This window comes from Moraxella sp. CTOTU49097, assembly GCF_032064105.1.
Classification (GTDB): domain Bacteria; phylum Pseudomonadota; class Gammaproteobacteria; order Pseudomonadales; family Moraxellaceae; genus Faucicola; species Faucicola osloensis_B.
This window is the reverse complement of the sequence record NZ_DAMBOA010000012.1, coordinates 24,272-49,908: the sequence shown is the minus strand read 5'-3', so window position 1 is coordinate 49,908 and position 25,637 is coordinate 24,272. Positions and strand designations below refer to the sequence as shown.

Here is a 25,637-nt window from a genome sequence, read left to right as displayed (position 1 = left end):
CAACTAAATTTTCCACTCAACAAAATTCTTCAGTAGCTGTAATCCTGCAGTATGGCTTTTTTCGGGGTGGAACTGGGTCGCAAACAAATTATCTTTAATCACGCTGGCACAAAACTCGACGCCATAATCACAGGTTGCCGCTACAATCGAAGTATCAGACGGCACACAATAAAAACTATGCACAAAATAAAAATGGGTATTATCTTCAATCCCTTGCCATAGCGGATGCGCCAAATCCATATGGGTGATAGTATTCCAACCCATATGCGGCACTTTAATGCGTTCGTTTTTGTCATCTAGCCAATGATCATCAAAGCGTTTGACATCACCGCCCAGTACCCCCAGACAGTCTACCCCGTCATTTTCTTCTGAGCGCTCAAACAACGCCTGCATCCCCACACAAATCGCCATTACAGGCTTATTAAATACAGCCGTTTTGACAGCATCAGCGATTCCTGCTGCCTGCATCTCTGCCATACAGTCGCGCATTGCCCCTACGCCAGGGAAGACGATTTTGTCCGCTGCCGCAATCACCGCAGGGTCACGCGTGATCGACACATCAGCGCCCACTGCCGTCAAGGCTTTACCCGCCGAATGTAAATTACCCATGCCATAATCTAACAATGCAACCTTTGTCATCTGTTATCCTATTGTCAAAGAAAGCCCAAAACCGCGATTAAACGCTGATATCACTTGGCGCTCATCATCAATTACCAAAGAAGCTTTGAAAAATGCCAAAATAGCCATTATATTAATATCATCACATTGCTGCGCGAATAGCATTATTCGCAAAATTGTAAGGACAATAATAATGGCAGAAAAAAACTATTATGACATTTTAGGCGTCGATAAAAAAGCCAGTGAAGCAGATATTAAAAAAGCCTATCGCAAACTGGTACGAAAATATCACCCTGATATCAACGACTCACCCGATGCTGACGCCAAAATGGGTGAAATCAATAACGCCTATGAAACGCTCAAGGACGCTGAAAAACGCGCCCAATACGACCTGATGCTCGACAACCCTTATATGGGTCAAGGCTTTGGCGGTATGGGGGGTGGCATGGGCGGCGGTCAGGGCTTTAATGCCAATATGAGCCAAGCGGATTTGGATGAAATTCTTCGCCAGTTTGGCGGTGGGGCTGGCGGTCGTCAATCGCAAGGTGCGGGTGGCTTTAGATTTGATGATATTTTCTCGACATTCGGGGGCGGTGCAGACGGATTTGGTGGCAGACAGTCGCAACGCTCGAGTAAAGGCGACGATCAGCATGCCGAGTTATCAATTGATTTAAAAGCTACCTATGAAGGCGATACCCGTAAAATCAGCCTAAGTTTACCCGTGCAAACTGCGACAGGGCTGGATTATCAAACCAAGACCATTGAAGTCAAAATCCCCAAAGGTATTGCCGAAGGGCAACAAATTCGCTTGGCAAAACAAGGCAATCCAAGCCCGTATGGCGGTGATAATGGTGATTTGTACCTAAAAATTAAATTTAATCACCCAGACAATATCCGTGTAGAAGGCAAAGACGTGTTCCAAACGGTAGACGTTGCGCCTTGGGAAGCCGCTTTGGGGGGTCAAATCACCGTCAACACGCCTGCTGGCAAGGTCAATGTCACTGTCCCAAAAAATAGCCGCACCGGTACCAATCTTCGCCTGAAAGGTAAAGGTATCCCAGCTAAAGAAGCCGGTGATTTATATTTAAGCTTAAATATCGTGTTGCCAAAAATCGATACAGACGCAGACATCCAAGCATTTGAAGCGTTCAAATCGGCATTTGCCTCATTTGTGCCAACGCGCTAATCTATTGATAATTAAGCGCTATTGATAACTAAGCAAAAAAAACAGGCAGTACAATAAAAAAATGACAAACCAGCACCAAACATAACTATAGAGACACAACAGGAGTGCAACATGGCTCAAACCACCAATACGGATTTATCATTACGGTTAACTTTAGATGATTTGATTACGGCGAGTAGTTGGGATAAAAGCTGGGTATTAGCGCTAATAGATGAAGATATTATTTATGCTGAAACGCCTGCCATCGACAGCCAGCCCTATTTTAATAGCGCACAACTGACCACAGTGCGCCTTGCCTCACGCCTACGCCGTGATTTTGATGCCAGTCCGCAAGCGATTGGCTTGATACTATCGCTGCTTGACGAGCTAAGACCGCTTCGGCAGTTACAGCGGCAAATCACGCTCACGCGAATGGTTCATGATGTGGATGACAGCTAGCAAGCATCAAGTTAGCCAACATCAACTAGGTGAATTTAATCTTAAAAAAGGGCGGGTTATCGTGCGATAATCCGCCTTTTTTATTTGCTACAGCAAACGATTATTGGGCATAACCGTGGTTACGAAGCCAATTTTGTAGAAGTTGAATTTCGGCTTGTTGGGTATCGATTAGGGTATTGGTAAGGTTACGCACTTTGTCATCGTTACCATATTTGGCAACCACTTGTGAGAACGCAATCGCGCCTTTATGATGAATCAGCACGGTTTGGGCAAACGCTTGGTCGGCGTTTTTAGTCATGACTGTGTCGACCATTTCTTGCTGCATATCATCGATAATGCTATCGATTTCTTGCTGGGCTGCCACACTATCTGCCATCGGCTGATTAGGGTCCGCGGTGTTTTGAACCAGTTGCATGGCAAGCCAATTCTGTAATATTTGTGATTCATTTTGGCGTGAGCTGATAATGTCTCGGGCTAAACCTAGTAGTTCAGGGTTTTTGCCGTATCGCTGCTCAATATTGGCAAGCGCGATGATTTCATCAAAATGACTTAGCATAGCTTTGACAAAAATCATATCAGGTGAGATGGGTATATAGTCAAATTGATTGAGGGCATTTGGGTCACTTGCTGTAGCTGCATCGATGCTTGGCTGCTTGATGACAGTAAAATATGCTTCTTGATAGTCATTGATGGTACTTGAGGCGGGCATCACGTAGCCTTGCGCCAATTGACTGACGGTGAGCATGTTGTTATTGATTGCCTGTGTGTCTAATACCTGTGGCAATGGTTTATCATCAAACTCTTGGGGCGCGCTCACGGCGGCAGCGGTAGGGGGTGCTGGCTGCTGAGAATCAGATTGCTCACAACCAATCATGCTGATAACTGCGATGACAAGCAAGATTGGTGGTGCGGTGTTGGCCATGCATCGGCTCCCATGCCTTGATTTTTATACGGTGTTTTTTGAAATGATGATTGTAAGCATTAACGGTAAGCGTTGACTGTCCGTATTGATTATCAGTCTTAGGCAAGAGTATAAAGTAGGGTAATCACAGTGACTATATCAATTGTGTCATGGCAGCTTACTTATTATTTGCTAAATGCTGATTGTACTAGCTGTCGATTATGCTAACTGCCGCTTGCGGGCAATATCCCCGCCAAGGTAAAAAACGCTCGATAAGCGGCTACTTTTTTCTCCAAGCTTTGCGGGTAAGCGCGCGAGGTCGATGGCAACCGATAAATACCAAATGCTCGCCCAAAAGCGTTAACTTCAAGAAACTGATTGGTTTTTGGTAGTTTATAGAGTGTTTGACTGGGATCAAAATAGGGTGACGCGGGGTCACTGATACTTTGGTTCACCAGCGCTATCAGCACTTCTGTGGCCTTGCCACCGGTGGTATAAATCCACTTGACCTGCTCAAGCTGCGCCAAAACTTTACCCAAATCAACCGTAGCCACCACAGTCAGATGTTCGTCAGCCGCATTGCCTTTTTCGCGGATGACATGAGTGACTGAGGGACATTCACCAATTTTATAAGCCTGTAAGAATGCTTTAATTTTTTCGGCATCAAAGCGTTTTTCATCACCGACTCGAAAATAATCGATATCATCAAAAAACACCTTGCCCATGACGCGCCACATATCGTTATAAAAATTGGGGTAATGAAATGCCATGCACCATTTATCAGGTGTGGGCGGCATGGTACCCATCATCAAAACTTTGGTATCAGCAAAAAAGAAGTTACCAAACGGATGGGCTTCGACACGCGGGTCAGTCAATAAATCAGCAGACATATCAGTTTTTATTTCTAATTAAATACACGCCAAGCGCGGCACTGGCAATAATCGGTAACAGCACCATAAAAAACGGTGAAAATCCCGTGCTTAGACTGACAAACCCGACCAAATCTTGCAGATAACTAAATACCAAGCCAAAGAGCAGAGCGATCACAATACGATAGCCCAAGCTTTGGTTACGCAAGGAGCCAAATACAAATGAACAAGCAACCAACACTAGCGATAGCATGGCAAAAGGCGACAATAGCTTTTTCCAAAAGGCCACTTCATGCTCAAGCGAGCGGCGTTTGTCTTTGGCTAAGAGCTGTTGGTGCTGCCATAATTCGGTCACTGACATGTTATCAGGGCTGCGTGTTAACAGATAAATCGCTGACGGCTCAATGGGTAATTGCAGCGTCATCGTCGGGATGGTAGTCAACTGACTGTGCCCATCGGCGGCAATGGTCAATTGTTTGATTTGTTGCAGCTGCCAGCCCGATGTCTTATCGGCGGCGTTTTGACTGACAAAGCTGCCAGTATCGGCTTGCAGCACTTGCTGAATATGAGCAGTGTCGTCTAGCTGCCAAACTTTAATGTTTTTGAGCTCGCCTTTGGTATTGGCATAGTCAATATTGATGATGCGGTTGGCTTGTTTGTCCCAATAACCGTTAATGGCACTTGATAGCAAAGGCTTGTCATGTTTGACTTGGTGCGCTAACTGATTGCTAGTTGGCACTATATACTGCCCAAGTAATAGCCCAATAATGACAAAAAGAATCGCTGGTTGCATCACCCAACCGACTATTTTAAAGCGGCTGATACCTGCCGCTTGAATCACCGTCAGCTCACTGGTGTTGGCAAGCAAGCCTAGCCCTACCACTGCGCCTAATAGCGTGCCAAATGGCATATAGTCGAGTAAATCACTGGGTGCACTATAGGCAATAAAACGCAAGGCATCTAAATAATTGTAATGATCATTGAGATCCTGCAACTCTGCCAGGTAATCAAAGACGACTTTAAGGAGCCAAAGACCAATGATAGCCCCTGTCATGGCAAAAAGCGCTTGTTTTTTAACGTAACGAGATAAAATCATGGCTGACCGCCTGCAGACAACTGACGACTTTGGTGACGATAGCGGACACGATGTACCACGCGGCTTTGCCAATTTAACAACAATGCAAATGCGATAAAACCAACGATTAGCCAAATATATGCGTACTCACTAATGCGCTCTTTACCAATGGCAGTGCGTAGCGAAATGATACTAATCGCACAGCTAGCGAATATAAGCACGGAAGGTAACAAACGAAGCCAGCGTCCTTGACGGGGGCGTACCTGTGCAAGCGGGGTAGCAAGCATTGCCGCAATGATAATCAGCCACGGCATGGTAAAGCGATAGCCCAGCTCGGCTTTGACTTCAGGTTTTTGGGTATGGGCGAGCAGTTTGGCAGTGGTTTGGGTTTCGACATTGGTTTCGGTAATTTTTTCGCTGGCAGGTTTTTCTAGGGTAATGCGATATTTTTCAAAACTGGCTTGATTATAGTTGGCCTGATTGGTGCCAAGCTCATAGCGACGACCCTGAAACAAATCCAGCTGCATTGAGCTATCCGTGTCTTTACTGGGTACTTGATAGGCGCGCTTGGCGGTGATGATAACATCGTTTTTGGCGATTTTGCCGCTTTTATCGGTTTGCTGTTGCACCACGTATAGGTTTTTGAGTTCACGTTTTTCTTTATCAAACTCATCGACATACAGGTGATAGTTACCACTGCTGATAAAGGTTTTTGGACGCACTAAATCGAGTAAACTACCGAGCGACTGGGTTTGCCAAATCTGCTCACTGTTAGACAGTCCCCATGGTTTTGCCCAAAGACTAATTCCCATTTGAAATACAAATAACCCAGTAATCAGCGGAATCATCAAACGTGTCAAACGGCCACGACTGATGCCACTGGCAAACAGGACGCTCATCTCATGATCCACGTACATACGACCGAGCACGAGCATCAGCGCGATAAAAAATGACAGCGGTAAAATTAGCTCAAGAAAGGTTGGAATGTTATAGCCAATAATGGCGAACAGCAAACCAACATCCAGCCTGCCTTCTGCAGCGATACCAAAATAGCGGATTAAGCGACCGCCAAGCATCAGCGCCATCAGAAATAACAGCACAATCGCAGTATTAGCGGCGACTTGTTGCGTCATATAGCGTCGTAATATCACAAGTAACCACCTAATATTACTCAAAAATTAATCAATTCAAACAGCTAGGGAAGTAAATGCCAATATTGTACGACATCATACCATTGAGCGCATCTGTTAATCGGCTATTTTAGCGCGTTGCCGAGAGATTATGAATATGAATACTGTAAGGTAACATTTCACAATGACTTTTCACCACCACTTTTTACAGCCGCTTTATCAAAGCCATTTTTTACAATGACTTTTTACAACCGCATTTTACCCTATGCAATGACGCCTGATACCCCATCCCCAAATGCTATAACCCAAATACCATAATAGGTATGCTATGATAATAGTTATTTCTTGATGACAATAATTAAGGAGCTTAAATGAGTTTGACATTGACACTAGCGACCGCGCTTAAAAAAACGGTCAAGAATAGCTATCACGTGGTATTGGTAGATGACAATAGCCAAACTATGGGGCAACTAACGAGTGAGCTACAAACCGCTGTCAGTCGCTTGATTGAAGCGAGTCGTTTTAAGGGTAAGCTTGCCGACACCGCAATCAATTATGGCACAGACAACAATACGGGTCTGTTATTGGTCGGCGTGGGCAGTCAAGACAAATTAAAAGGGGGTAGCCTGCAAAAAATTGCTAAAGCGATTTATGCAAGTTTAAGCCGTCTTACCAAATCTGCCATTGTCAGTTTAGGCGATAGTATTGATGAAGTGAGTTTTGGTCAGTTGGCATTAGCCCTGTTAAATCAAAGCTACACCTTTGATATTTATAAATCGCAAAAAGCGGATAAACCGACGCTAAAAGACGTGACCTTATTGGTTAGCGCAGACAAACAAGCCGCGTTTGACACCCTGCTACAGCTGCAGCAGGCGACTGCGCAAGGTCAATCACTCACCAAAGATTTGGCAAATCAGCCACCGAATGTATGTTTCCCTGCGTATCTTGCAGAGCAAGCGCAAAACTTGGCCAATCAATACCCAGAGCTATTGACGGTCAAAGTATTGGGTGAAAAAGACATGCAGCAATTAGGGATGAACTGCTTTTTGGCAGTCGCTCGCGGCTCCGCGCATGAAGCTAAGCTGGTATTACTTGAGTACAATGGTAAAGCCGCCAAAAAAGACAAAAACAGCAAAACCAAAGGCAAAAAATCAAGCCTAGAGCAACCGATTGTACTTGTAGGCAAAGGCATCACCTTTGACAGTGGTGGTATTTCACTCAAACCAGGTTTGGGTATGGGCGAGATGAAATACGACATGGGCGGTGCAGCGGCAGTCATGGGGATGATTAAAGCGCTATGTGAAGCGCGTCTACCGCTGCAAGTCGTTGGCGCACTCGCTTGTGCAGAGAATATGCCATCAGGAACAGCGACTCGCCCTGGCGATATCGTCACCGCCATGAATGGTAAAACCGTGGAAATCCTCAATACGGATGCCGAAGGTCGTTTGGTACTTTGCGACACCTTGGTGTATGTACAGCGCTATCAGCCAAAAGTGATTATCGACATGGCAACCTTGACTGGGGCGTGTATCGTGGCGCTGGGTTATGTGCGCTCAGGTTTATACAGTAACAATGAAGATGTGATTTTTGAGCTTGAACAAGCTAGTGAATCAGCGTATGACCGTGTTTGGCACATGCCACTGGATGATGACTACCAAGAGCAGCTTAAATCCAACATGGCAGATATGCAGAACATTGGCGGTATGCCAGCAGGGTCAGTCACAGCGGCGTGTTTTCTATCGAAATTTGTGGAAGATATTCCTTGGGCGCACTTGGATATTGCAGGTACGGCATGGCAGTCGGGCAAAGAGCCAACAGCAACGGGTCGTCCAGTACCGCTATTGATGCATTATCTTTATCGCCAAGCTATCCAAGATGCAGTCTAGCTGATAGGACGCTGACCACCCTATGACGGCATCACAAATTAGTTTTTATATTTTATCCCCGCAAAAAAAACAGCTGGCGTTCGTCTGCCAGCTGATCTCAACCGTGCTAGCCAAAAGCGAGGATAGCATTATCGTAGTGGCAGCGTCCGAGCTATTACCCTCACTTGATAACCGATTATGGTCATTGAGTAATGTGGCGTTTATTCCGCACCAAATTATCCAGCAACTTGATGCCTTTTACCACCAAAAACTCCCTGCCAGTGTAGTACTCACCGATAATATCGAACTTGTCACCCAATTTGATGGCGTCGTCATCAATCTCACCAACGAAGCAATTGTAGATACCCAAGCTAGCCGCTTGCTAGAGGTCATCGACGCCGCCCCCGAACACGTTGAAAGTGGTCGTCACAAATACCGTACTTATCAAGCACAATTACAAGCCCTAGCAACTAGCAGCCCACCTACCATCCAAGTTTTTCAAATCCGATAACCTCTCTACCCAACACTTTGATAGCTTTAAATTGACAAGTTGACGATTTTAAAAATAATTTATGCAAATTGTTAAAAAATGTTAATATAGCAGCCATTTTTGCGGTGAAATATTAAGAGGTTATTATGTTAAAGCTTATCCAAGCGTATCAGCGCGTGGGGTTGGTACCTTTGATTGTGATAGGGCTGATACTTGGTATCTTAGTCGGTTCATTAGCCAATCCGACTATCATCGGCGGTTTATCCATGAGTGTGGCGCAAACCATCTCAATTTTGGGTGCGTTGTTTGTCGGTGCGTTAAAAGCGATTGCACCGTTGTTGGTGTTTATCTTAATCATTGCCGCTATCAGTCAGCATAAATCAGGCACTCAGGTCAATGTCCGCTCAACCTTGGTGCTGTATATGGCAGGTACGTTCTTGGCAGCTTTGACCGCCGTCGTGGCAAGTTTTTTATTCCCAACCGAATTGATTTTAAAAGCCGGTGAAGTCAGTCAGACGCCACCGTCATCCTTAGCAGAAGTGATAAAAGCCCTATTGACCAACATGGTGGAAAATCCCGTCAAATCGATCGTCAATGCCAACTACATGGGCGTGCTATCGTGGGCGGCGATTTTGGGTTTTGCCTTGCGCCATGCCTCAGACACTACCAAGCAAATGATTAACGATTTGGCGGAAGCGGTCTCAAGCGTGGTCAAATGGGTGATTTGGTTTGCGCCATTGGGCGTGTTTGGCTTGGTGACACAAACCATCGCTGAAACGGGTCTGTCGGTGTTATTAAGTTATGCCCGTTTGTTAGCAGTGTTGGTCGGCTCTATGGCATTTATCGCGTTGGTTGTAAACCCCTTGATTGTGTTTGTCAAAACCCGCAAAAATCCTTATCCATTAGTGTTTACCTGTCTTAAAGAAAGTGGCATCACCGCCTTCTTTACTCGCAGTTCAGCTGCCAATATTCCTGTGAATCTAAACCTTGCGCATAAGTTAGGTTTACATGAGGATACTTATTCAATCACTATTCCACTAGGTGCCACCATTAATATGGCTGGGGCAGCGATTACCATTAATGTGATGACATTGGCAGCGGCCCATACGTTAGGTATTAATGTGGACTTCGGGTCTGCGCTGTTGTTATCTGTGGTAGCTACCTTGGCCGCGGCGGGGGCATCGGGTGTTGCAGGGGGTTCATTGCTATTGATACCATTGGCCTGTAGTTTCTTTAATATTCCTGATACCATTGCCATGCAGGTAGTCGCGATTGGTTTTATTATTGGGGTAGTACAAGACTCGGTTGAGACAGCACTCAACTCATCAACGGACGTGTTATTTACCGCGGCCGCGGATCCCAAATATGCTTATCATCGCTAAAGATTTTGAGCTATATAACAATAAAAAAGGAACAATAAAAAAGGCTATCAAACGTGTCTTTTTTATTGTCCAAATAATCAATAGACTAATTAGCCAATTATCCACAAAAAAAAGATGCCACGCAGGCATCTTTTTTTATAAAAATCACTTAACAATTAGCGATTATGGTTTTACTACAACGGGTACGATTTGTACATCAACGGGTACGGCCGTTGTTGTTGAGGCAATCGCTGTATTGTCATCAACAGGCTGCACGGTGACTGATTGAACCACAGGACCTTTTGGGATAACTTTTGCCACAGGTACCACAACCGCAGGATTTGGTTGAGCATTCATAGGTGCAGTTGGCGCAACAGATTTGTTATTGCTTTCGTCGATTTTTAGGTCAGCTGGGATATCAATGTTTACTTCACTGGTTCTTGGAGCTACTTTGCTGCTTTTTTTAGCCTTGGCTGAAGCTTTGGTGCTGTGAGTATTTTTTGATGCTTTTGTGGATTTTTGAGTAGCTTTTTGCGGTTTTGCTTTTGCCGTTGCTACGTTTTTGTGTGTGGTAGTCGATTTGGTCGTAGTTGTTACTTTAGTCGCTGCTTGCGCACTGACTGTAAGACCAGTTGCTATGACTAATGCAGTAAGGGTTGTGGCTAATTTTTTCATCATTTTTTCCTCATTGTTGATTGCTAGGTTAATGGCTAACTTGTTTTCTATAGTTATAATAGGTAGTTAGTATAATCCCCAAATATGACCGTATTATCAATTATCAAGAAAGTGGTTATCAAGAAAATGCTTTGCTTTAAGGGAATACTAAACGCCTAGCTGTCATTATAAACAATCAACAGATGTGAGAATGTAAGGATTGGGGACAAAATGTTGAAAATACGTAAATATGTTGAGAGTACGTAAATAAATCTTTGCACTCTTAAGGAAGTTATTCGGTAGCGTTAACAATCAGTAAAATTGTCAATAAAACGTGGTCAAATTTTATTTTAGGGTAAATTTTATGGCATGAGTACAACACCAGTTATCGGAATGTATTAACAAAGCGTTGCAAAACTTACTAAAGCTTACTAGAAGCGTCAACGTCATCAACCTTGGAGGAATTTTTTTGCACTTTTTTATACAACGGCTATGAGAATGCCACAAACCTTACAAAATTGCTCGTTACAACCCGATAGAATCATTTTAATATGCAGTGATGTGATAAAGCATAGGTCAACATGCTTTAACAACTAGAATGTAAAATGCAAAGTGTCTAAGTGCAAAAGCATGGTGCAAAAGCAGGACATTAAAAACAATAAAAAAAGGAGAATTATCATGTTTCGTTGGGCTATTATTTTTGCTGTAATCGCACTGATTGCAAGTTTCTTAGGTTTTGGTGGTGTCGCAGGACTATCAGCAAACTTGGCATATGTGTTCTTGGCTGTAGCGGTGATTTTATTTATTATCGCCTTTATTAGCCGAAAAGTTTAGAGACTAAATTTTAAACACTAGGTATTAATAAGATAGGTCTATTTAATTTGGTATGATCGTACCAACCACGCTTAAAATAACCTTTTACTATATGAAAACACGTTTGTTTGATGCAAGGTGTTAAAAATGTAAAAGGTTATTTTTCTTTGTCAGAATTTTCACTTAAATATAGCTTTGCCTCATATGCTAGCAATGCCAGTAAGGCAACCAAAAATGGCATGATGTAATACAGTAATCTAAAAATCAATAATACTGCCAGCATCTGCGTCCGATCGACTTTGGGCAACGCCGTAATCATAACCACTTCAAACACCCCCAGACCGCCAGGGACATGACTTAAAATACCGATTGCCATTGATTGAATAAACGCAGAAAAGGTCGCCCAATAGCTGATATGCTCAGAAGGCGGTAACAGTAAGTATAGTACCAACGCCACGGTACTTAAATCTAAAATGGCAATCGCAATCTGTTGCAGCACAATTTTGGCGGGCGGTAAGTCAAAGCGCCAACCCCGAATCACCACGTGTTTGCCTTGCTTGCCAGCGTACACAATAATCGCTGCAATAACGCTTAACATGATGATGCCAAGCATGCGTACATAGAAAGTATGCTCAAAGATGCCAAGGGATTTATCCAGTTCAGATAATAGTTGAATGGTAATCTCAGGATGGCTAGTCAAAGACGCCCCAATCAACGTGGTAATACCAAAGGTAAACGCCATTGACACCATCCAGACGATGTTGGCAATTTCATTATGAGTCAGATTAAAACGGCGATAGTTACGATAACGGATACCACTCGCGGTGACAAGATTGAGCCCAATGGTGTGGCTAATGGCATAAGCGGTAAAAGAGGTGAGGGCGACATGGCGGTAATCAAGTTTTTTGCCAAGTTGGCGTAGTGCAATAAAATCATAAATAGTGAGTACTAAATAACCAAAAGCCACCACGATGGCGGCGATAATAAGATGGAAAGTAGGAATATGCGCGATAGCGTCTAGAACGTCTTGATAGTGCACAGTTTTGGTCAAACGATAGAGCGCACGAATTGCCATAAAAAAAATCAATACCGTAATCGCTGTTAATGCAAGTCGCCAAACCTGCTTAAACCAAGAACTATTCATGCATTCAACCTAATTTTTTTTAGTAGACATTACAATCATTTAATCAATGAGTCGCCAACATTATTTTCATTATCTTCAAACAATGTTAAATTCAGCTCATCATCTTGCGCAGTAGGGGTTTGGTGCGCCAAACGCTGGGCACGCAGTCGTTTGAGTCGTCGGATAGTCAATAGCTTAAGTACTTGCCGCTTTTGGGAGTCATTCATCAGTAGCCAAAGGTCACGCTCGGTACGATTGCGCAAACAGCCTTTACAATACCCTTGTTTATCAAGCTCGCAGACTTGAATACAAGGACTGGCAATCTCAAATAACTCTTGCTGCTCCATCGCGGTGATAACTCCTGATGACGCCATACAAATGGACGAGTAAACCACCTATGCAGAGATAGGGTTAACTGGGCTGAAAATCAAATAACACAGGCAAAAACGTACCGCCAAACACAACTATCTAACTAACACGACAAATTTTAACGTGTTGAAACCTCGCATCATGGCTATTTTAGCCAAGCAATGCTAAGATTAAATGTTAGCCAAACCAACAACAGTCGATATGATAATTTACTATAATTAAAAATTTGAGATAAAGCCATGCAAATTGTGTATATTCACGGACTTGATAGCAATCCAAACGCCGAAAAAGCGCAAAAACTCAAAGATTTTTGTGCCAAAAATTTCCCACAAATCAAGGTTGTTGCGCCCGATTTGAATCGTTCACCCAATGAGTCGATTGCTTTAATCCAAGAAATTATTGCCAAAGACCCGAATACAGGTTTGGTCGGTAGTTCGCTGGGTGGATTTTATGGCAATATTTTGGCAAATTTGACAGGCAAAAAAACGGTATTGCTCAATCCAAGTGTGCACAGTGGAACAAGTCTCAAGCGTTTTTTTGGGGAAGATTTTGACAGTTTGCCCGATGACTATGTTGGTCACGTGACGCCTGATGGTTGGCATATTAGCAAAAAAGATATTGAGTGGCTGGTAGCAAATCGCCCCGAACAATCGCTCAATCCGCAAAATTTATTGGTAATCTTGAAAAAAGGCGATGAGTTACTCAATTTCCAAGATGCGGTCAATTATTTTAGTCAAAGCGCTTTGGAAAAAAGCAATGCTCAAAGCCACATTATCGTAGAAGAGGGTGGCGACCATGTGATGAGTGATTTTGAAACCAAACTACCGCAAATTATACTGTTCTTGTTTGGCTTGCCGTTGATTAAATGATAGTTATTCGAGATTATCAGCCACAAGATAGTAAATCATTAGCCAAAATTTTTGAAAATGCGATTTTGGCAATTGATAATCGTATTTATTCAACCAGTCAAAAACAAGCATGGATTGGCAATCATTCAGATGAGTTTTGGCAAAGTCGCTTTGAACGCACTAAGCCGTTTGTGGCTTTGATTGATAAAGAGCCAGTTGGTTTTATTGAATTTGGTCTTAAAGATAGAGTTAGTAAGATCGATTGTTTTTATATCGAGCCAAAATTTCAACAGCAAGGTGTCGGGCAAGCGTTGTTTGAAAAGGTTTTAAGCGTTGCCAAAGGAAATAATGTCTATCAGATTAACGTGAGTGCTTCACATATCGCTAAGCCGTTTTTTGAGAAACAAGGGTTTCAAACTGTTCAAAAAAATTCGGTCGAAAGGTCAGGCGTTATCCTAGAAAATTGGTTGATGGTTTTACAGTTTCTTGATTAAAAGGTTAGTCGATGGAAATAGAAATTCGTGGTAATGAAATTTTTTCAGATAAAGATTTTCACAATCAATTAGCTAAAGCATTAAATGTTGAATAGTATTATGGTAAAAATTTAGATGCACTCTGGGATTTATTAAGTTTTAATATTGAAAGACAACTAATTATTATTTGGAAAAATTCTGATATATCCAAACACAATATAGGCGAAGATTTTGAAAAAATTACTGATGTTTTACAAAGAGTTAAAGACCATGATGAAAAGTTAGATTGGCAACAAAAATTTGATTTTATTTTGCAGTAAGTCATTTAATTAATTGATTTTTTTAATAGATTAAAAATCTAAATTTGAAATTTTATAAGAGTAAAAGATGTCATACACCAGTCAAAGTTTAGAAGTATTAGAAGGTCTTGACCCGGTACGCCGTCGTCCTGGTATGTACACTGACACCACACGTCCCAACCACCTTGCCCAAGAAGTCATCGACAACTCAGTGGACGAAGCGCTTGCAGGTCACGCCAAAAACATCACCGTGATACTGCATACTGACGGTTCGTTGTCAGTCGAAGATGACGGACGCGGCATGCCCACCGACATTCACCCCGAATTTAACCAATCGGGCATTGAGCTGATTTTGACACGCCTACACGCAGGCGGTAAATTTTCTACCGACAACTACCAAGTCTCAGGCGGTCTGCATGGCGTGGGGATTTCGGTGGTCAATGCTTTGTCGCACAAAGTCGATGTTACTGTGTGGCGAAATGGCGAAGCATTTACCATGCAATTTGTCGATGGCAATGCCGTTGCTCCGCTGGCGGTTGCCCCGTCTTCTAACAAGAAAAAACGCGGTACACTCGTGCGGTTTTGGGTCAATGAAACATACTTTGATTCACCAAAATTTAACATCAAACAACTCAAACATCACCTTAAAGCCAAAGCCGTGTTATCGGCAGGGCTGACCATCACTTTTATCAATGAAATTGACGGCGACAAAGACGTTTGGCAATTTACCGATGGGTTATCGCAATATCTCACCGAGCAACTGGTCGAAGAAATCACCCTTCCAGAACAGCCATTTGTGTTTAATTACGACGCCAAAAAAGGCGAGCGAGCAGGTTTAAGCTTTGCCATTTGTTGGCTTAGCGAGGGTGGTACGCCTGTACAAGAAAGCTACGTCAACTTGATTCCTACGGCACAAGGTGGCACGCACGTCAATGGACTACGCACAGGTATTACTGACGCGTTAAAAGAATTTTGTGAACTGCACAATCTACTGCCGCGCAACGTCAAACTCGCTCCTGAAGATGTGTGGGATGGGGTCAATTATATTTTATCGCTAAAATTCTCCGAACCGCAATTTAGCGGACAGACCAAAGAACGCCTATCGAGCCGAGAAGCGGCGGGCGTGGTACAAGCCTTTGCCAAAGATGGCTTTAGCTTGTGGCTCAATCAAAACTCAGAGATTGCCAAACAAATCGCTGAATTGGCGATTAATAAAGCAGGCAAACGGCTCAAATCCGCCAAAAAAGTTGAGCGTAAAAAAATCACCCAAGGACCAGCGTTGCCAGGAAAATTGGCGGATTGTCGCGGTAATTTGCGAGATGGGGCAGAGCTGTTTTTGGTGGAAGGGGATTCGGCAGGGGGTAGTGCTAAACAAGCCCGTGATAGACATTTTCAAGCGATTATGCCCCTGCGAGGCAAGATTTTGAACACCTGGGAAGTATCGCCCGATACGGTGCTTGCTAGTGAAGAAATTCATAACATTGCCATTGCCATTGGCGTTGATCCTGATTCGGACGACTTGAGCGAACTGCGTTATGACAAAATCTGTATTTTGGCGGATGCCGATTCGGATGGACTGCATATTGCCACGCTGCTGTGTGCGCTGTTTGTTAAACATTTTAAAGCGGTCGTTGATGCAGGGCATTTGTATGTCGCTATGCCACCGCTATACCGCATTGATATTGGTAAAGAGGTGGAGTACGCCCTTGATAATGACGAGCTTGAGCAAATCTTGAAAAAAGTGGCAAAAAATAAAAAGCCGCAAATTACCCGTTTTAAAGGCTTGGGCGAGATGAGTGCCGAACAGCTACGTGAAACCACGATGAATCCAGATACACGACGTTTGGTGCAGCTAGACCTTGATGACCCAACTGCAACCGATAGCGTGATGGATATGCTGCTTGCCAAAAAACGCGCCAGCGACCGTAAAACATGGCTTGAGCAAAAAGGCGATTTGGCGGAAATTGGGGTTTAATGGCTACGCAAATGATTGGCGTTGAGCCTAAAATGCTAGCGCATACTATTGACAGTGCATGGCTATCAGCTACGTTTGCACATTATCGAGTAGATAAATCCTATGACGCTCTAGACTTTTTAAAAGAAAATGACGCTCATGATGCGATTTATCAACTTTCCCCTTCTGCCTAACATCTAACATGGGGCAAATCCGCCAATATGACTAAATTGTTGATTACCCTGCTGTTATTCTTTATCACCGCTATTGCCGAGATTGTCAGTTGCTATCTTGGCTATCTGATGCTCAAACAGCATAAACCGCTTTGGCTCATTGTGCCTATGACCATCACGCTTGCCCTGTTCGTATGGTTATTGACCCTTCATCCCACAGCGACAGGGCGAGTATATGCCGCATACGGTGGCATATATATCGCGACGGCTTTGGTATGGCTAAAATTTGTCGATGGCGTTTCTCTGACACACTGGGACAGCATTGGCGGTTTGGTGATACTGTTGGGCGCAACTATCATTATCTTGCAGCCCAAAAGCTTGTTATAAATTCCTCCAATCAACAGATTTGCTAATTTCAGTGCACTAATGTAAACTCAAATTAAATTATTAAATCAAAGAGACCCTACATGGATATCAACCAAACGCCATTAGACCCAAGCCAATTTGGCTCAAATGTGCCCCGCCGTCATGACCCAAACATCGCCAAGCTCGCCGCAAAATACTTAAAAATGCGCGGTTGGCAACTTGTGGGCGAGATGCCCAATGTCAAACAGCTGGTGATGCTCGCCGTCCCGCACACCTCAAACGAAGACGGTTGGAATGCGGTGATGGGTATTTTAACGCTTGGCATTGATGTCAAACTCATGGGCAAAAAAGAGTTGTTTCGTATTCCAGTTATCGGTCCTTTTTTAAAGTGGGGCGGTATGATCTCAATTGACCGTCAGAAAAAAGGCTCGACTTTGCAGGCGACTTTGGAACAGTTTAAACAACAAGATCAGCTTTGGTTGGCATTGGCACCCGAAGGGACGCGAAGTTACACCGACAAGTGGAAAACAGGCTTTTATCATATTGCCGTAGGCGCAGGCGTACCAATTTTGCCGATTGCAATGGACTATAAAACCAAGCAAATCCGTTTTATGCCTTTGTTTTACCCAACGGGCGACTATGATGCCGATTTACCCAAAATTTTAGAACGCTATCGCGGCGTTTTGGGTAAGCATTTTGAAAAAATGTCACAGCCGTTACAAGATTTGCATGGCTAATTGTTTTAGCTACCCATAAATCTGTGATGCTGTTGCTACGTTGAGCTAATTTTAGTTAAGCTAACTTTATGTCAAGGGCTTAATAATTTTGCTGTTACATTCATCCTGTTCATCGTTAGCGGGCTGATAAGGTAAAAAAAGGGCGAAAAAGCGCCATGAAAGTCCTTTTGCTGCTGATAAGATCAACAAAACAGTATACAGGTAAAGACCGTTTTGCTATCGCCGCTATTTACCGGCAAAAAAACCTAAAGCTGACGATGCCATAGGTTTTACAAACTATTTCTGCTATGATAGCTACAATTTTGAGACGATTTTTTAGTCGTTATTAGACCTTAATTGGACATATCAGATAGGAAATTTTATGAGCAATAATACAGTTCCCGTATTGGCAGCAGTTGTGTTAGGTGCTTTGGCATTATCACCCGTTTTTATCAAAAGTTTTGGCAATGACCCACAAGTAGCCGCCATCGGTAGCCGTCAGTTGGCGGGTAATTCAGCCGCTATCAATGCCCAAAGCAGTGAAGTGGCAAAGGTAGGTTATAGCCTAGGTTATATGATGGGTCAAAACGTCAAAAAAGACGCCAAAGACCTCAATCCTGCTGATATCAATCAAGGTATCAATGACGGTTTTAATGGTAAAGAATCGACCATGACCCGTGAAGAAATGATTAAAGCGGTACAAACCTATGAGCAAAATCAAATGCAAAAACGCCTAAAAGACAACCAAGCCAAAGGCGAGGCTTTCTTAGCGCAAAACGCTAAAAAAGCAGGGGTCAAAACTACCGCGTCTGGCTTGCAGTATGAAGTGCTCAAAGAAGGTACCGGCGCGCAGCCAAAAGCCACAGATATCGTAGCGGTACAATATGAAGGTAAATTGTTAGACGGTAAAGTGTTTGATAGCACCGCACAGCATGGTGGTCAACCTGCGGTATTCCCGCTCAACCAAGTTATCCCTGGTTGGACTGAAGGCTTACAATTGATGAAAGAAGGCGGCAAATATCGCTTCTACATTCCATCAAAACTTGCTTACGGTGAGCAAGGTGCCCCTCAAGGTGGGATTGAGCCAAATAGTGTGCTCATCTTTGATGTTGATTTGCTAAAAGTCAATCCACCTGCTGATGCCGCACAGCCTGCCGCAGCAGATATCCAAGCCCAACTACAACAACAAATTGAAGCCATGCAGTCAGCTTCTCAACCTGCCAAATAGGTTGGGTTGGCGTCAGATAGGTGATCTCAATCAGCTGGGCAAGCGCAACTATCGAATTCGCTCGCCCTACTCATCGGCACGATGGCAAAGGAACATCCCAATGATTTTAGGATATAAAAAAGTAAGTTTAGTGACTGGCATCGCTACTGGCATGCTGTTAGCAGTTACCTCAATCAGTGCAAATGCCGCAGCAGCGAGCACTGGCGCAAACAAAGTTGCGTCCTCTGTTTATGTACCAAAATCAACAGTGACGGCAACCAGCCCAGCATTGGCACAAGTCGGCTATAGCTTTGGCTATCTGATGGGTGAGAGCAACAAGGACAGTATTGATGATTTAAATCTTGATGCGTTTTTTCAGGGATTTCGGGATGCATACTCAGCGCAGTCGCCCAATCTTGACAAAAAACAAATGCAAAAAGTATTGCTAGACTATCAAAAAAACAAAGAAATTGCCTATGCCAAAGAAGTACAAGCGTTAGCAGCTAGCAATGCGGCAAAAGGCAAACAATTCTTGCTACAAAACGGCAAAAAATCAGGCGTGATGACTACCGCGTCGGGTTTACAATACCAAGTGCTAACACAAGGAAAGGGTAAATCGCCTAAAGCGACGGACAAAGTCAAAGTCCACTACGAAGGTCGCTTGATTGACGGTACCATTTTTGACAGCTCTTATAAACGTGGCGAACCTGTGACTTTCCCACTCAATCAAGTGATTAAAGGTTGGACAGAAGGGCTACAGTTGATGAAAGAAGGGGGTAAATACCGTCTCTTTGTCCCCGCTAATTTAGGGTATGGCGAAGCAGGTAATGCCGATATCGAACCTAACAGCGTGTTGATTTTTGATATTGAGCTGTTACAAGTCAACCCACCTGTGACCCAACCCGTCAAACTTTAAGTTTTTTCCTATCTTTAAGTTTTGTCCCAGCTTAAAGTTTTACCTAGTTGGCTATAAAAAAACGCTCAATTCCTATTGAGCGTTTTTTATATACTGGCTTGAAAAGCGTACCTTTAAAGCACCTTTTTTAATACTTTAGAGTTGCGGGTATTGTCATAAAAAGCATAGCGGTCAGCCGGTAGCGATTCAGCAGGGACTTCCATAAACCCATGCTCGACAAACCAATGCGCGGTGCGAGTAGTCAAGACATAGAGTTCGTGGATGCCGCGGCTACGCGCTTGTTGCTCTAAGAATGCTATCAAATCTGCGCCACGACTACCATTGCGATAATCGGGATGGACAGCCACACAAGCAACTTCTGCGGCTTGGTCGTTGAGTGGGTATAAAGCCGCGCAGCCTAATACCATGCCATCACGCTCAATCACGCTAAAGTTCTCGATATCGCTCTCTAAACGCTCACGTGAACGACGGACCAAAATACCTTGTTCTTCGAGTGGCTCTAGCAGTTCAATCAAACCTACCACATCATCGATGTCGGCACGGCGAATTTCTTCATACGGGTCATGGGAAATTAGCGTCCCTGAACCGTCACGGGTAAATAACTCTTCAAGCAGTGCGCCATCTTTGGCATAGGAGATGATATGGGTACGGTGGATACCATATTGACAAGCATCGCTTGCTGCCCGTAAGAAACGCGCGATTTCTGAGCTTTCAGGAACATCACGTAAGAAGCGTGTTACTTCATGCGGAATCATTTCTTTAAGCAGGTGAGTGCCATCTTTATAGATACCTGTTTGCTCGCCCAAGAAAATTAATTTATCCGCTTTTAGGCTAATCGCGGCTTGTAGCGCCACATCTTCAGCCAGCAGGTTAAATACTTCGCCTGTCGCAGAATAGCCCATACTGCCCAAAATCACCACATGATCATGGATTAAATTGTTGTGGATGGCTTCGGCATCAATCGCGCGCACCTCACCCGTAAATTGATAATCGATGCCATTACGGATACCGTAAGGACGGGCGGTGACGAAGTTGCCTGAGATGGCATCAATACGAGAGCCATACATCGGCGAGTTGGCAAGTCCCATCGATAGCTGCGCTTCAATTTGCAGACGAATTGAGCCAACGGCTTTTAGGATGTACGGCATGGCTTCTTTTGTAGTGATGCGCACATCATCTGCCATCGGTGTTTCGATATGATTCTCGGCAAGGTTGGCATCAATTTGCGGACGCGCACCGTGAACGAGTACGAGCTTAATGCCGAGACTATGCAGCAGCGCAAAATCATGAATCAAATGGCTAAAATTGTCGTGATTGACCGCTTCGCCATTGAACATAATGACAAAGGTCTTGCCACGATGGGTGTTGATATAGGGCGCAAAGTTACGAAACCATAATACATAAGGTGGGGTAACATAAGCAGGGGTGGCAGCGGCATTTTGTTGGGCAGTATTGGGTAAATCAATCATAGCGTGATAGGCAAGTATAGGGTTATTATCAGTCATCGTTTCACCATTGGCAAGCGGTGCAGTGCCATGGGTAAAATTTGCTGAAGTATCGGTTGAAGTTGGCATGATAACAGTAGACATGATAAAAAAAGTAGACGTACAAACAGCGCACGATAAAGTTTATGTCTCTTTTAATTAAACATACATGTAAGTTTAACAGCGTGATTGCGCGCATCGATCAGAGACTAACGATAAGGCTATCAATAAACCTTACAAAATACAATAGTTAATCTTACTGATTTTGGCTGCGCTGTTTGTATTTAGTAAATTCATCCCGCAACTTTCAACTTGCTAGTGAGTTAAATTGTAAAGTTTGTTATGCTAATCTATAGTCGAGCCTTAACCTATTTGACCACCCAATCAGCGTTGTATGCCAACCTGCCAAAAAAAGAGAATACGCTAACAACCGCTGACACAACAATTTTGAACATTTGAAAATCATGATTTAATGGAGAATATTCATGCAAAAGCTTTCAGTATTCGCGCTAATGACCGCCTCACTTGGGGCATCAGCCGCCGCAATGGCTGTGCTGCCAACGGTGGCATTAGACCCTGTTGATAATAATCAAACTGCACCTATCTCAGCACCTGTCGCTGGTCAAGTTCAAACCCGCATTTTAGCCTCTGTTGTTGGTCAGGATCCACAAGGTCAAGAAGTGTTAAGCCCCGTCAATGCACAAACTCGCCTTGCATCTGGCAACGTCGTAGAGTATCGCGGCTACTTAACCAATAACAGCCCTGACCGTATCCGCAACCTGAAAGTGACCATGAACATCCCAGCCAATATGGAATTAGTGAGCACGAGCGATGTAGAGCCAACCCGCGCGTTTGGCAGTATGGACGGTGCCAATTTTCAATATATGCCACTAAAAACCAACATGAATGGCGTGCTACAAAATCTACCGATGGCTTACTATAAAGCCATACAGTGGGATGTACCAGGTTTGGGTCTTAATGAAGTAGCGATGGTAAAATATCGTTTAAAAGTAAAATAATAAGCGCTCAATACCTAGAAGCAATGCCTAGAAGGGCTCACGCATAAAACCGCTCAATTGAATGAGCGGTTTTTTTAATTACAATTTTTGAAACTTGCCGATTTTTTGCTCAATATCGCTGAGCTTTGAGAAGGTTGCGATTTCCCCTGCTTTTATCGTCGCCTCTCTGGCTATGGTATTGGTCGTGCCAATATCACCAACATCCGGGCGTATCACCACGTCCGCCAATTTGATTTCAGCAGCATTTGCTTGATTGGGGATGACGGCAAATGTCTTATCCAGTAGCGCCCAAAAATCCTGCGGATGGCTGTTTTTTGGCGGGCCTGAAACATCTACCGCGATGATAATATCTGCGCCCATTTGTTTGGCAGTTTGCACAGGCACAAGGCTTGTCAAACCGCCATCGCCATAGCGTTTATTGTTGATGCGTGGCGGTACAAAAACGCCATACACGCTACTGGATGCCCGCACCGCCAGACCGGTATTGCCTTTATCAAAGACAGCTTTTTGCTTGGTGGTTAAATCCGTGGCAACACTGGCAAAACGGATGGGGAGTTTTTCAATCGGTTGATTATCGACTTGGGTATTTACCCAGTTTTGTAATTTGATGCCTTCGATAAAGCCTTGTTTGCTCCAGCTATAATCGAGCAACTCATTATTGCTAACATGGGTCGCGATGTCTTCAAGTTCGCTAGCGGACTTGCCACTGGCGTATAAACTACCGACTAGACTGCCGCTACTGGTACCGACGATTAGGTCGGGGGTGATGCCATTTTTTTCCAGTACCTTGATGACGCCGACATGGGCAAAACCTTTGGCACCGCCACCGCCCAATACAAGGGCGATTTTGGGCTTTGCTAATGGTTGAACGGGTGGTTTTATAGGTTGGATGGGTATCACTGGCGTTTGGGTGCAGGCGGTAACCGTAAAACAAATGCTAGTAGTTATCAGGGCAAAGAAAGAAAACGGTTTCATAGCAAGCCTAATCAATCAAAACAGCAATATTATTAAATGATAAATTTGTTGAGTTCATCGGTTATAAAGCGTAAATTGTGTCGCTATGTATTCTAACTTAATTTGGTGTTTTTTCATGCTATTTTTATCATGGACAGCGCATCTAAGCTTATGATATGACGCTAAAACCTGACATCTTTAACCTCCCTGTCACCGCGCTTGCTGGCGTGGGTAGCAAAATCGCTGAACAGCTTGACCAACTAGGTATCGAGCGCGTGTTTGATTTGTTGCTACATTTGCCGCGTGATTATGAAGATCGCAGCCGACTGGTCAACATGTGTGATGTCGTCGATGGACAATCGGCATTGCTACAAGGCACCGTTGTCCGCGTCGACAACAAAAAGATGGGCCTCAGCGTGACATTGCAAGATAGGACAGCGCAAACAACATTACGCTTTTTCAAAGTCTATCGTGGACTGACCGAAACCATGGCAGTGGGCAATACCTTGCGTGTTTTTGGTGAAATCAGTATCAGTAAGTATGGCACCCAAATCAGCCACCCTGAATATGAAATTATTACTGGACATCAACCCCTGACCAATACAGGGCTGATACCTGTTTATCCAACGGTCAAAAACTTGCATCAAAATAAACTGCGTAGCTTGATTCGACTTGCGCTGCAAACGGTTAAACAAGCCAATCCTGTGATGGCTACTATCAGTGATACTGAGTGGCAAACAGTACAAAATGCGCTGAGCCAACAGTTTCCGTTACTGGCAGGTAGCCATAACCCATTTGGGGAATTTAGCTTGCTAGAAGCCATTAGCTTTATTCATCAGCCACCGATTTATACCGATTTGAACAAGCAAATTTTGGTATTAGCGGCGTTAAAAAATCGCAGCCATCCGACCTGTCAGCGGCTCATTATCGAAGAAATGCTGGCGCACCAGCTGAGTCTACTGTACCGCAAACAACAGCTTTATCAGCACAAAGCACCGCGCTGCGATGCCACAAGCGCGCTTGCCAATCGCCTGTTAGCCAATTTACCTTTTACCCCGACCCATGCCCAAAATCGTGTAGTGGCGGAAATCGTCAAAGATTTGTCAACGTCAGTGCCTATGCTGCGACTTGTGCAAGGCGATGTTGGCGCAGGCAAAACCTTGGTAGCAGCTTTGGCGGCATGCTATGCGCTTGATAGCGGCTGGCAAGTGGCGGTGATGGCACCGACAGAGATTTTGGCGGAGCAACATCTTAATAACTTTAAAATCTGGTTTGAACCGCTTGGCATCGGTGTGGGTTGGCTGGTGGGTAAGCAAACAGCCAAAGCGCGTGGAAAAGCCTTGCAACAAGTACAAGACAACGAGGTGCAAATCGTGGTCGGTACGCATGCGCTATTTCAAGAACATGTCAGTTTTGCCAAGTTGGGCTTGGTAATTATCGATGAGCAGCACCGTTTTGGGGTGGAGCAGCGAATGGCGCTAGTAGATAAAGGCTTGGCGCATACTACTCCGCATCAGCTGATTATGACAGCCACCCCTATACCGCGTACCCTTGCGATGAGTGCATTTGGTGATATGGATACGTCCATCATTGATGAACTGCCGCCCAACCGCACCCCCATCACCACCGTCACCATAAGCCGTGACCGACGTGATGAAGTGATTGAACGTATCGCTGCCAACTGCGAGCAAGGCAAACAAGCTTACTGGGTGTGCCCACTGGTCGAAGAATCTACCGTGCTTGACGCCCAAGCCGCTGAAGCGACCTATGTCGATTTGAATGACAGGCTCAATCTCGACATTGGCTTGGTGCATGGCAAAATGAAGCCCAATGACAAACAAGCAGTTATGGCGGATTTTAAAGCCGGTAAAACCGCTTTGCTGGTGGCTACTACCGTGATTGAAGTCGGGGTCGATGTGCCCAATGCCTCGCTGATGGTGATTGAAAATGCTGAGCGATTAGGGTTATCGCAATTGCACCAGCTACGCGGACGCGTGGGGCGTGGCACCCAAAAAAGCTTTTGTGTATTGCTTTATCAAACGCCATTGTCAGAAACGGGTATCGAGCGGCTCAATGTGCTGCGAGATAGCAATGATGGCTTTGTGATTGCGCAAAAAGATTTGGAACTGCGCGGTGCAGGCGAGCTTTTAGGTAAACGGCAGACGGGATTTGATAGCTACTATGTCAGTGACCTAGCCAGAGATGAAAGCTTGCTAATCGTGGCGCAAGCGATTGCTAAGTACCTAATTGCTGATGAAAATCGCAAATCACAAGTACAGCAATATATCAGCCATTGGACACCCGATGCCATCAAATACATTAACGCATGATAGCGC

The 25,637-nt window shown here is 44.2% G+C and carries 26 protein-coding genes and 1 pseudogene; 17 read left to right on the top strand and 10 right to left on the bottom strand.

The genetic code is table 11. From position 1 onward, the window contains the following. Window positions 1-3 precede the first annotated feature (3 nt). Entirely contained in the window at window positions 4-639 is a 636-nt protein-coding gene (gene hisH / locus RT064_RS08190) for an imidazole glycerol phosphate synthase subunit HisH (protein WP_138017838.1), read from the bottom strand. Window positions 640-811: 172 nt separating this feature from the next. Between hisH and RT064_RS08185 the strand changes: the two genes are divergently transcribed. Together RT064_RS08185 and RT064_RS08180 are read left to right on the top strand one after the other, a co-directional pair. Then, on the top strand, window positions 812-1,804 hold the full coding sequence (locus RT064_RS08185; RefSeq protein WP_313062782.1) for a DnaJ C-terminal domain-containing protein: 993 nt from the start codon (window positions 812-814) through the stop codon (window positions 1,802-1,804). Between the two features lie 111 nt (window positions 1,805-1,915). Continuing rightward, window positions 1,916-2,242: a chaperone modulator CbpM gene (locus RT064_RS08180; RefSeq protein ID WP_313062781.1), complete on the top strand. Its 327-nt coding sequence runs from the start codon at window positions 1,916-1,918 to the stop codon at window positions 2,240-2,242. Between the two features lie 100 nt (window positions 2,243-2,342). On the opposite strand, the gene RT064_RS08175 is transcribed toward RT064_RS08180, so the two are convergent. The 4 genes from RT064_RS08175 to lptF all read right to left on the bottom strand — a co-directional run bounded on the left by RT064_RS08175 (window position 2,343) and on the right by lptF (window position 6,220). Next, window positions 2,343-3,164 (bottom strand): DUF305 domain-containing protein, encoded by an 822-nt coding sequence (locus RT064_RS08175; protein ID WP_313062780.1) that lies wholly within the window; start codon window positions 3,162-3,164, stop codon window positions 2,343-2,345. Between the two features lie 203 nt (window positions 3,165-3,367). Then, window positions 3,368-4,033, bottom strand: coding sequence for a DNA glycosylase (locus tag RT064_RS08170; protein ID WP_313062779.1), 666 nt, complete (start codon window positions 4,031-4,033; stop codon window positions 3,368-3,370). Window position 4,034: 1 nt separating this feature from the next. Then, window positions 4,035-5,108 carry an LPS export ABC transporter permease LptG gene (gene lptG / locus RT064_RS08165; RefSeq protein WP_313062778.1) on the bottom strand — a complete coding sequence of 358 codons (1,074 nt, stop codon included), beginning with the start codon at window positions 5,106-5,108 and terminating at the stop codon, window positions 4,035-4,037. Next, on the bottom strand, window positions 5,105-6,220 hold the full coding sequence (gene lptF / locus RT064_RS08160; RefSeq protein WP_409519546.1) for an LPS export ABC transporter permease LptF: 1,116 nt from the start codon (window positions 6,218-6,220) through the stop codon (window positions 5,105-5,107). The genes lptG and lptF overlap by 4 nt, the downstream gene beginning before the upstream one ends. A gap of 368 nt (window positions 6,221-6,588) precedes the next feature. Here lptF and RT064_RS08155 point away from each other — a divergent pair, with 368 nt between their 5' ends. The 3 genes from RT064_RS08155 to sstT all read left to right on the top strand — a co-directional run bounded on the left by RT064_RS08155 (window position 6,589) and on the right by sstT (window position 9,954). Then, window positions 6,589-8,103 carry a leucyl aminopeptidase gene (locus RT064_RS08155; protein WP_313062776.1) on the top strand — a complete coding sequence of 505 codons (1,515 nt, stop codon included), beginning with the start codon at window positions 6,589-6,591 and terminating at the stop codon, window positions 8,101-8,103. A 22-nt stretch (window positions 8,104-8,125) separates the two neighbouring features. Beyond that, complete coding sequence (locus RT064_RS08150; protein WP_313062775.1) at window positions 8,126-8,593, top strand: DNA polymerase III subunit chi; 468 nt, start codon at window positions 8,126-8,128, stop codon at window positions 8,591-8,593. A gap of 125 nt (window positions 8,594-8,718) precedes the next feature. Beyond that, window positions 8,719-9,954: a serine/threonine transporter SstT gene (sstT, locus tag RT064_RS08145; protein WP_313062774.1), complete on the top strand. Its 1,236-nt coding sequence runs from the start codon at window positions 8,719-8,721 to the stop codon at window positions 9,952-9,954. A 162-nt stretch (window positions 9,955-10,116) separates the two neighbouring features. Here the strand turns inward: sstT and RT064_RS08140 are convergent, their stop codons facing one another. After that, window positions 10,117-10,611, bottom strand: a complete 495-nt coding sequence (locus RT064_RS08140; protein WP_313062773.1) for a hypothetical protein — start codon at window positions 10,609-10,611, stop codon at window positions 10,117-10,119. Window positions 10,612-11,265: 654 nt separating this feature from the next. Here RT064_RS08140 and RT064_RS08135 point away from each other — a divergent pair. Next, window positions 11,266-11,421, top strand: a complete 156-nt coding sequence (locus tag RT064_RS08135) for a DUF1328 domain-containing protein (protein ID WP_007115844.1) — start codon at window positions 11,266-11,268, stop codon at window positions 11,419-11,421. A gap of 136 nt (window positions 11,422-11,557) precedes the next feature. On the opposite strand, the gene RT064_RS08130 is transcribed toward RT064_RS08135, so the two are convergent. Continuing rightward, a complete protein-coding gene (locus RT064_RS08130) occupies window positions 11,558-12,544 on the bottom strand; it encodes a putative bifunctional lysylphosphatidylglycerol flippase/synthetase (protein ID WP_313062772.1) in 987 nt (328 codons plus the stop codon). A gap of 35 nt (window positions 12,545-12,579) precedes the next feature. Continuing rightward, complete coding sequence (locus tag RT064_RS08125) at window positions 12,580-12,897, bottom strand: DUF1289 domain-containing protein (protein WP_313062771.1); 318 nt, start codon at window positions 12,895-12,897, stop codon at window positions 12,580-12,582. Window positions 12,898-13,131: 234 nt separating this feature from the next. Between RT064_RS08125 and RT064_RS08120 the strand changes: the two genes are divergently transcribed. From RT064_RS08120 to RT064_RS08085, 9 genes and pseudogenes are all read left to right on the top strand, one after another. Further along, window positions 13,132-13,761: a YqiA/YcfP family alpha/beta fold hydrolase gene (locus RT064_RS08120; RefSeq protein ID WP_313062770.1), complete on the top strand. Its 630-nt coding sequence runs from the start codon at window positions 13,132-13,134 to the stop codon at window positions 13,759-13,761. Next, window positions 13,758-14,234 carry a GNAT family N-acetyltransferase gene (locus RT064_RS08115; RefSeq protein ID WP_313062769.1) on the top strand — a complete coding sequence of 159 codons (477 nt, stop codon included), beginning with the start codon at window positions 13,758-13,760 and terminating at the stop codon, window positions 14,232-14,234. Before RT064_RS08120 ends, RT064_RS08115 begins: the two co-directional genes overlap by 4 nt. A gap of 107 nt (window positions 14,235-14,341) precedes the next feature. Then, window positions 14,342-14,533: pseudogene (locus RT064_RS11000) on the top strand (barstar family protein); the annotation flags it as partial. Between the two features lie 67 nt (window positions 14,534-14,600). Continuing rightward, window positions 14,601-16,487: a DNA topoisomerase IV subunit B gene (parE, locus tag RT064_RS08110; protein WP_313062768.1), complete on the top strand. Its 1,887-nt coding sequence runs from the start codon at window positions 14,601-14,603 to the stop codon at window positions 16,485-16,487. After that, window positions 16,487-16,660, top strand: coding sequence for a hypothetical protein (locus RT064_RS08105; protein WP_313062767.1), 174 nt, complete (start codon window positions 16,487-16,489; stop codon window positions 16,658-16,660). Before parE ends, RT064_RS08105 begins: the two co-directional genes overlap by 1 nt. A 27-nt stretch (window positions 16,661-16,687) precedes the next feature. Next, window positions 16,688-17,026, top strand: coding sequence for a YnfA family protein (locus RT064_RS08100; protein ID WP_007115850.1), 339 nt, complete (start codon window positions 16,688-16,690; stop codon window positions 17,024-17,026). Window positions 17,027-17,106: 80 nt separating this feature from the next. After that, a complete protein-coding gene (locus RT064_RS08095) occupies window positions 17,107-17,742 on the top strand; it encodes a lysophospholipid acyltransferase family protein (RefSeq protein ID WP_313062766.1) in 636 nt (211 codons plus the stop codon). A gap of 361 nt (window positions 17,743-18,103) precedes the next feature. Beyond that, window positions 18,104-18,949 carry a BamJ family beta-barrel-assembly machinery protein gene (locus tag RT064_RS08090; protein WP_313062765.1) on the top strand — a complete coding sequence of 282 codons (846 nt, stop codon included), beginning with the start codon at window positions 18,104-18,106 and terminating at the stop codon, window positions 18,947-18,949. A 151-nt stretch (window positions 18,950-19,100) separates the two neighbouring features. Next, window positions 19,101-19,844, top strand: coding sequence for a BamJ family beta-barrel-assembly machinery protein (locus tag RT064_RS08085; protein ID WP_409519548.1), 744 nt, complete (start codon window positions 19,101-19,103; stop codon window positions 19,842-19,844). A gap of 113 nt (window positions 19,845-19,957) precedes the next feature. Here RT064_RS08085 and argA read toward each other — a convergent pair whose 3' ends face one another. Beyond that, window positions 19,958-21,313 (bottom strand): amino-acid N-acetyltransferase, encoded by a 1,356-nt coding sequence (gene argA / locus RT064_RS08080; RefSeq protein WP_409519547.1) that lies wholly within the window; start codon window positions 21,311-21,313, stop codon window positions 19,958-19,960. Window positions 21,314-21,813: 500 nt separating this feature from the next. Between argA and RT064_RS08075 the strand changes: the two genes are divergently transcribed. Beyond that, the gene (locus RT064_RS08075) at window positions 21,814-22,347 is read left to right on the top strand and encodes a hypothetical protein (RefSeq protein ID WP_313062762.1); all 534 of its coding nucleotides are present in this window, start codon (window positions 21,814-21,816) and stop codon (window positions 22,345-22,347) included. A 78-nt stretch (window positions 22,348-22,425) separates the two neighbouring features. Here RT064_RS08075 and RT064_RS08070 read toward each other — a convergent pair whose 3' ends face one another. Then, entirely contained in the window at window positions 22,426-23,322 is an 897-nt protein-coding gene (locus RT064_RS08070; protein ID WP_313062761.1) for a patatin-like phospholipase family protein, read from the bottom strand. 155 nt (window positions 23,323-23,477) lie between these two features. Here RT064_RS08070 and recG point away from each other — a divergent pair, with 155 nt between their 5' ends. Beyond that, window positions 23,478-25,631 (top strand): ATP-dependent DNA helicase RecG, encoded by a 2,154-nt coding sequence (recG, locus tag RT064_RS08065; RefSeq protein ID WP_313062760.1) that lies wholly within the window; start codon window positions 23,478-23,480, stop codon window positions 25,629-25,631. Window positions 25,632-25,637 lie beyond the last annotated feature (6 nt).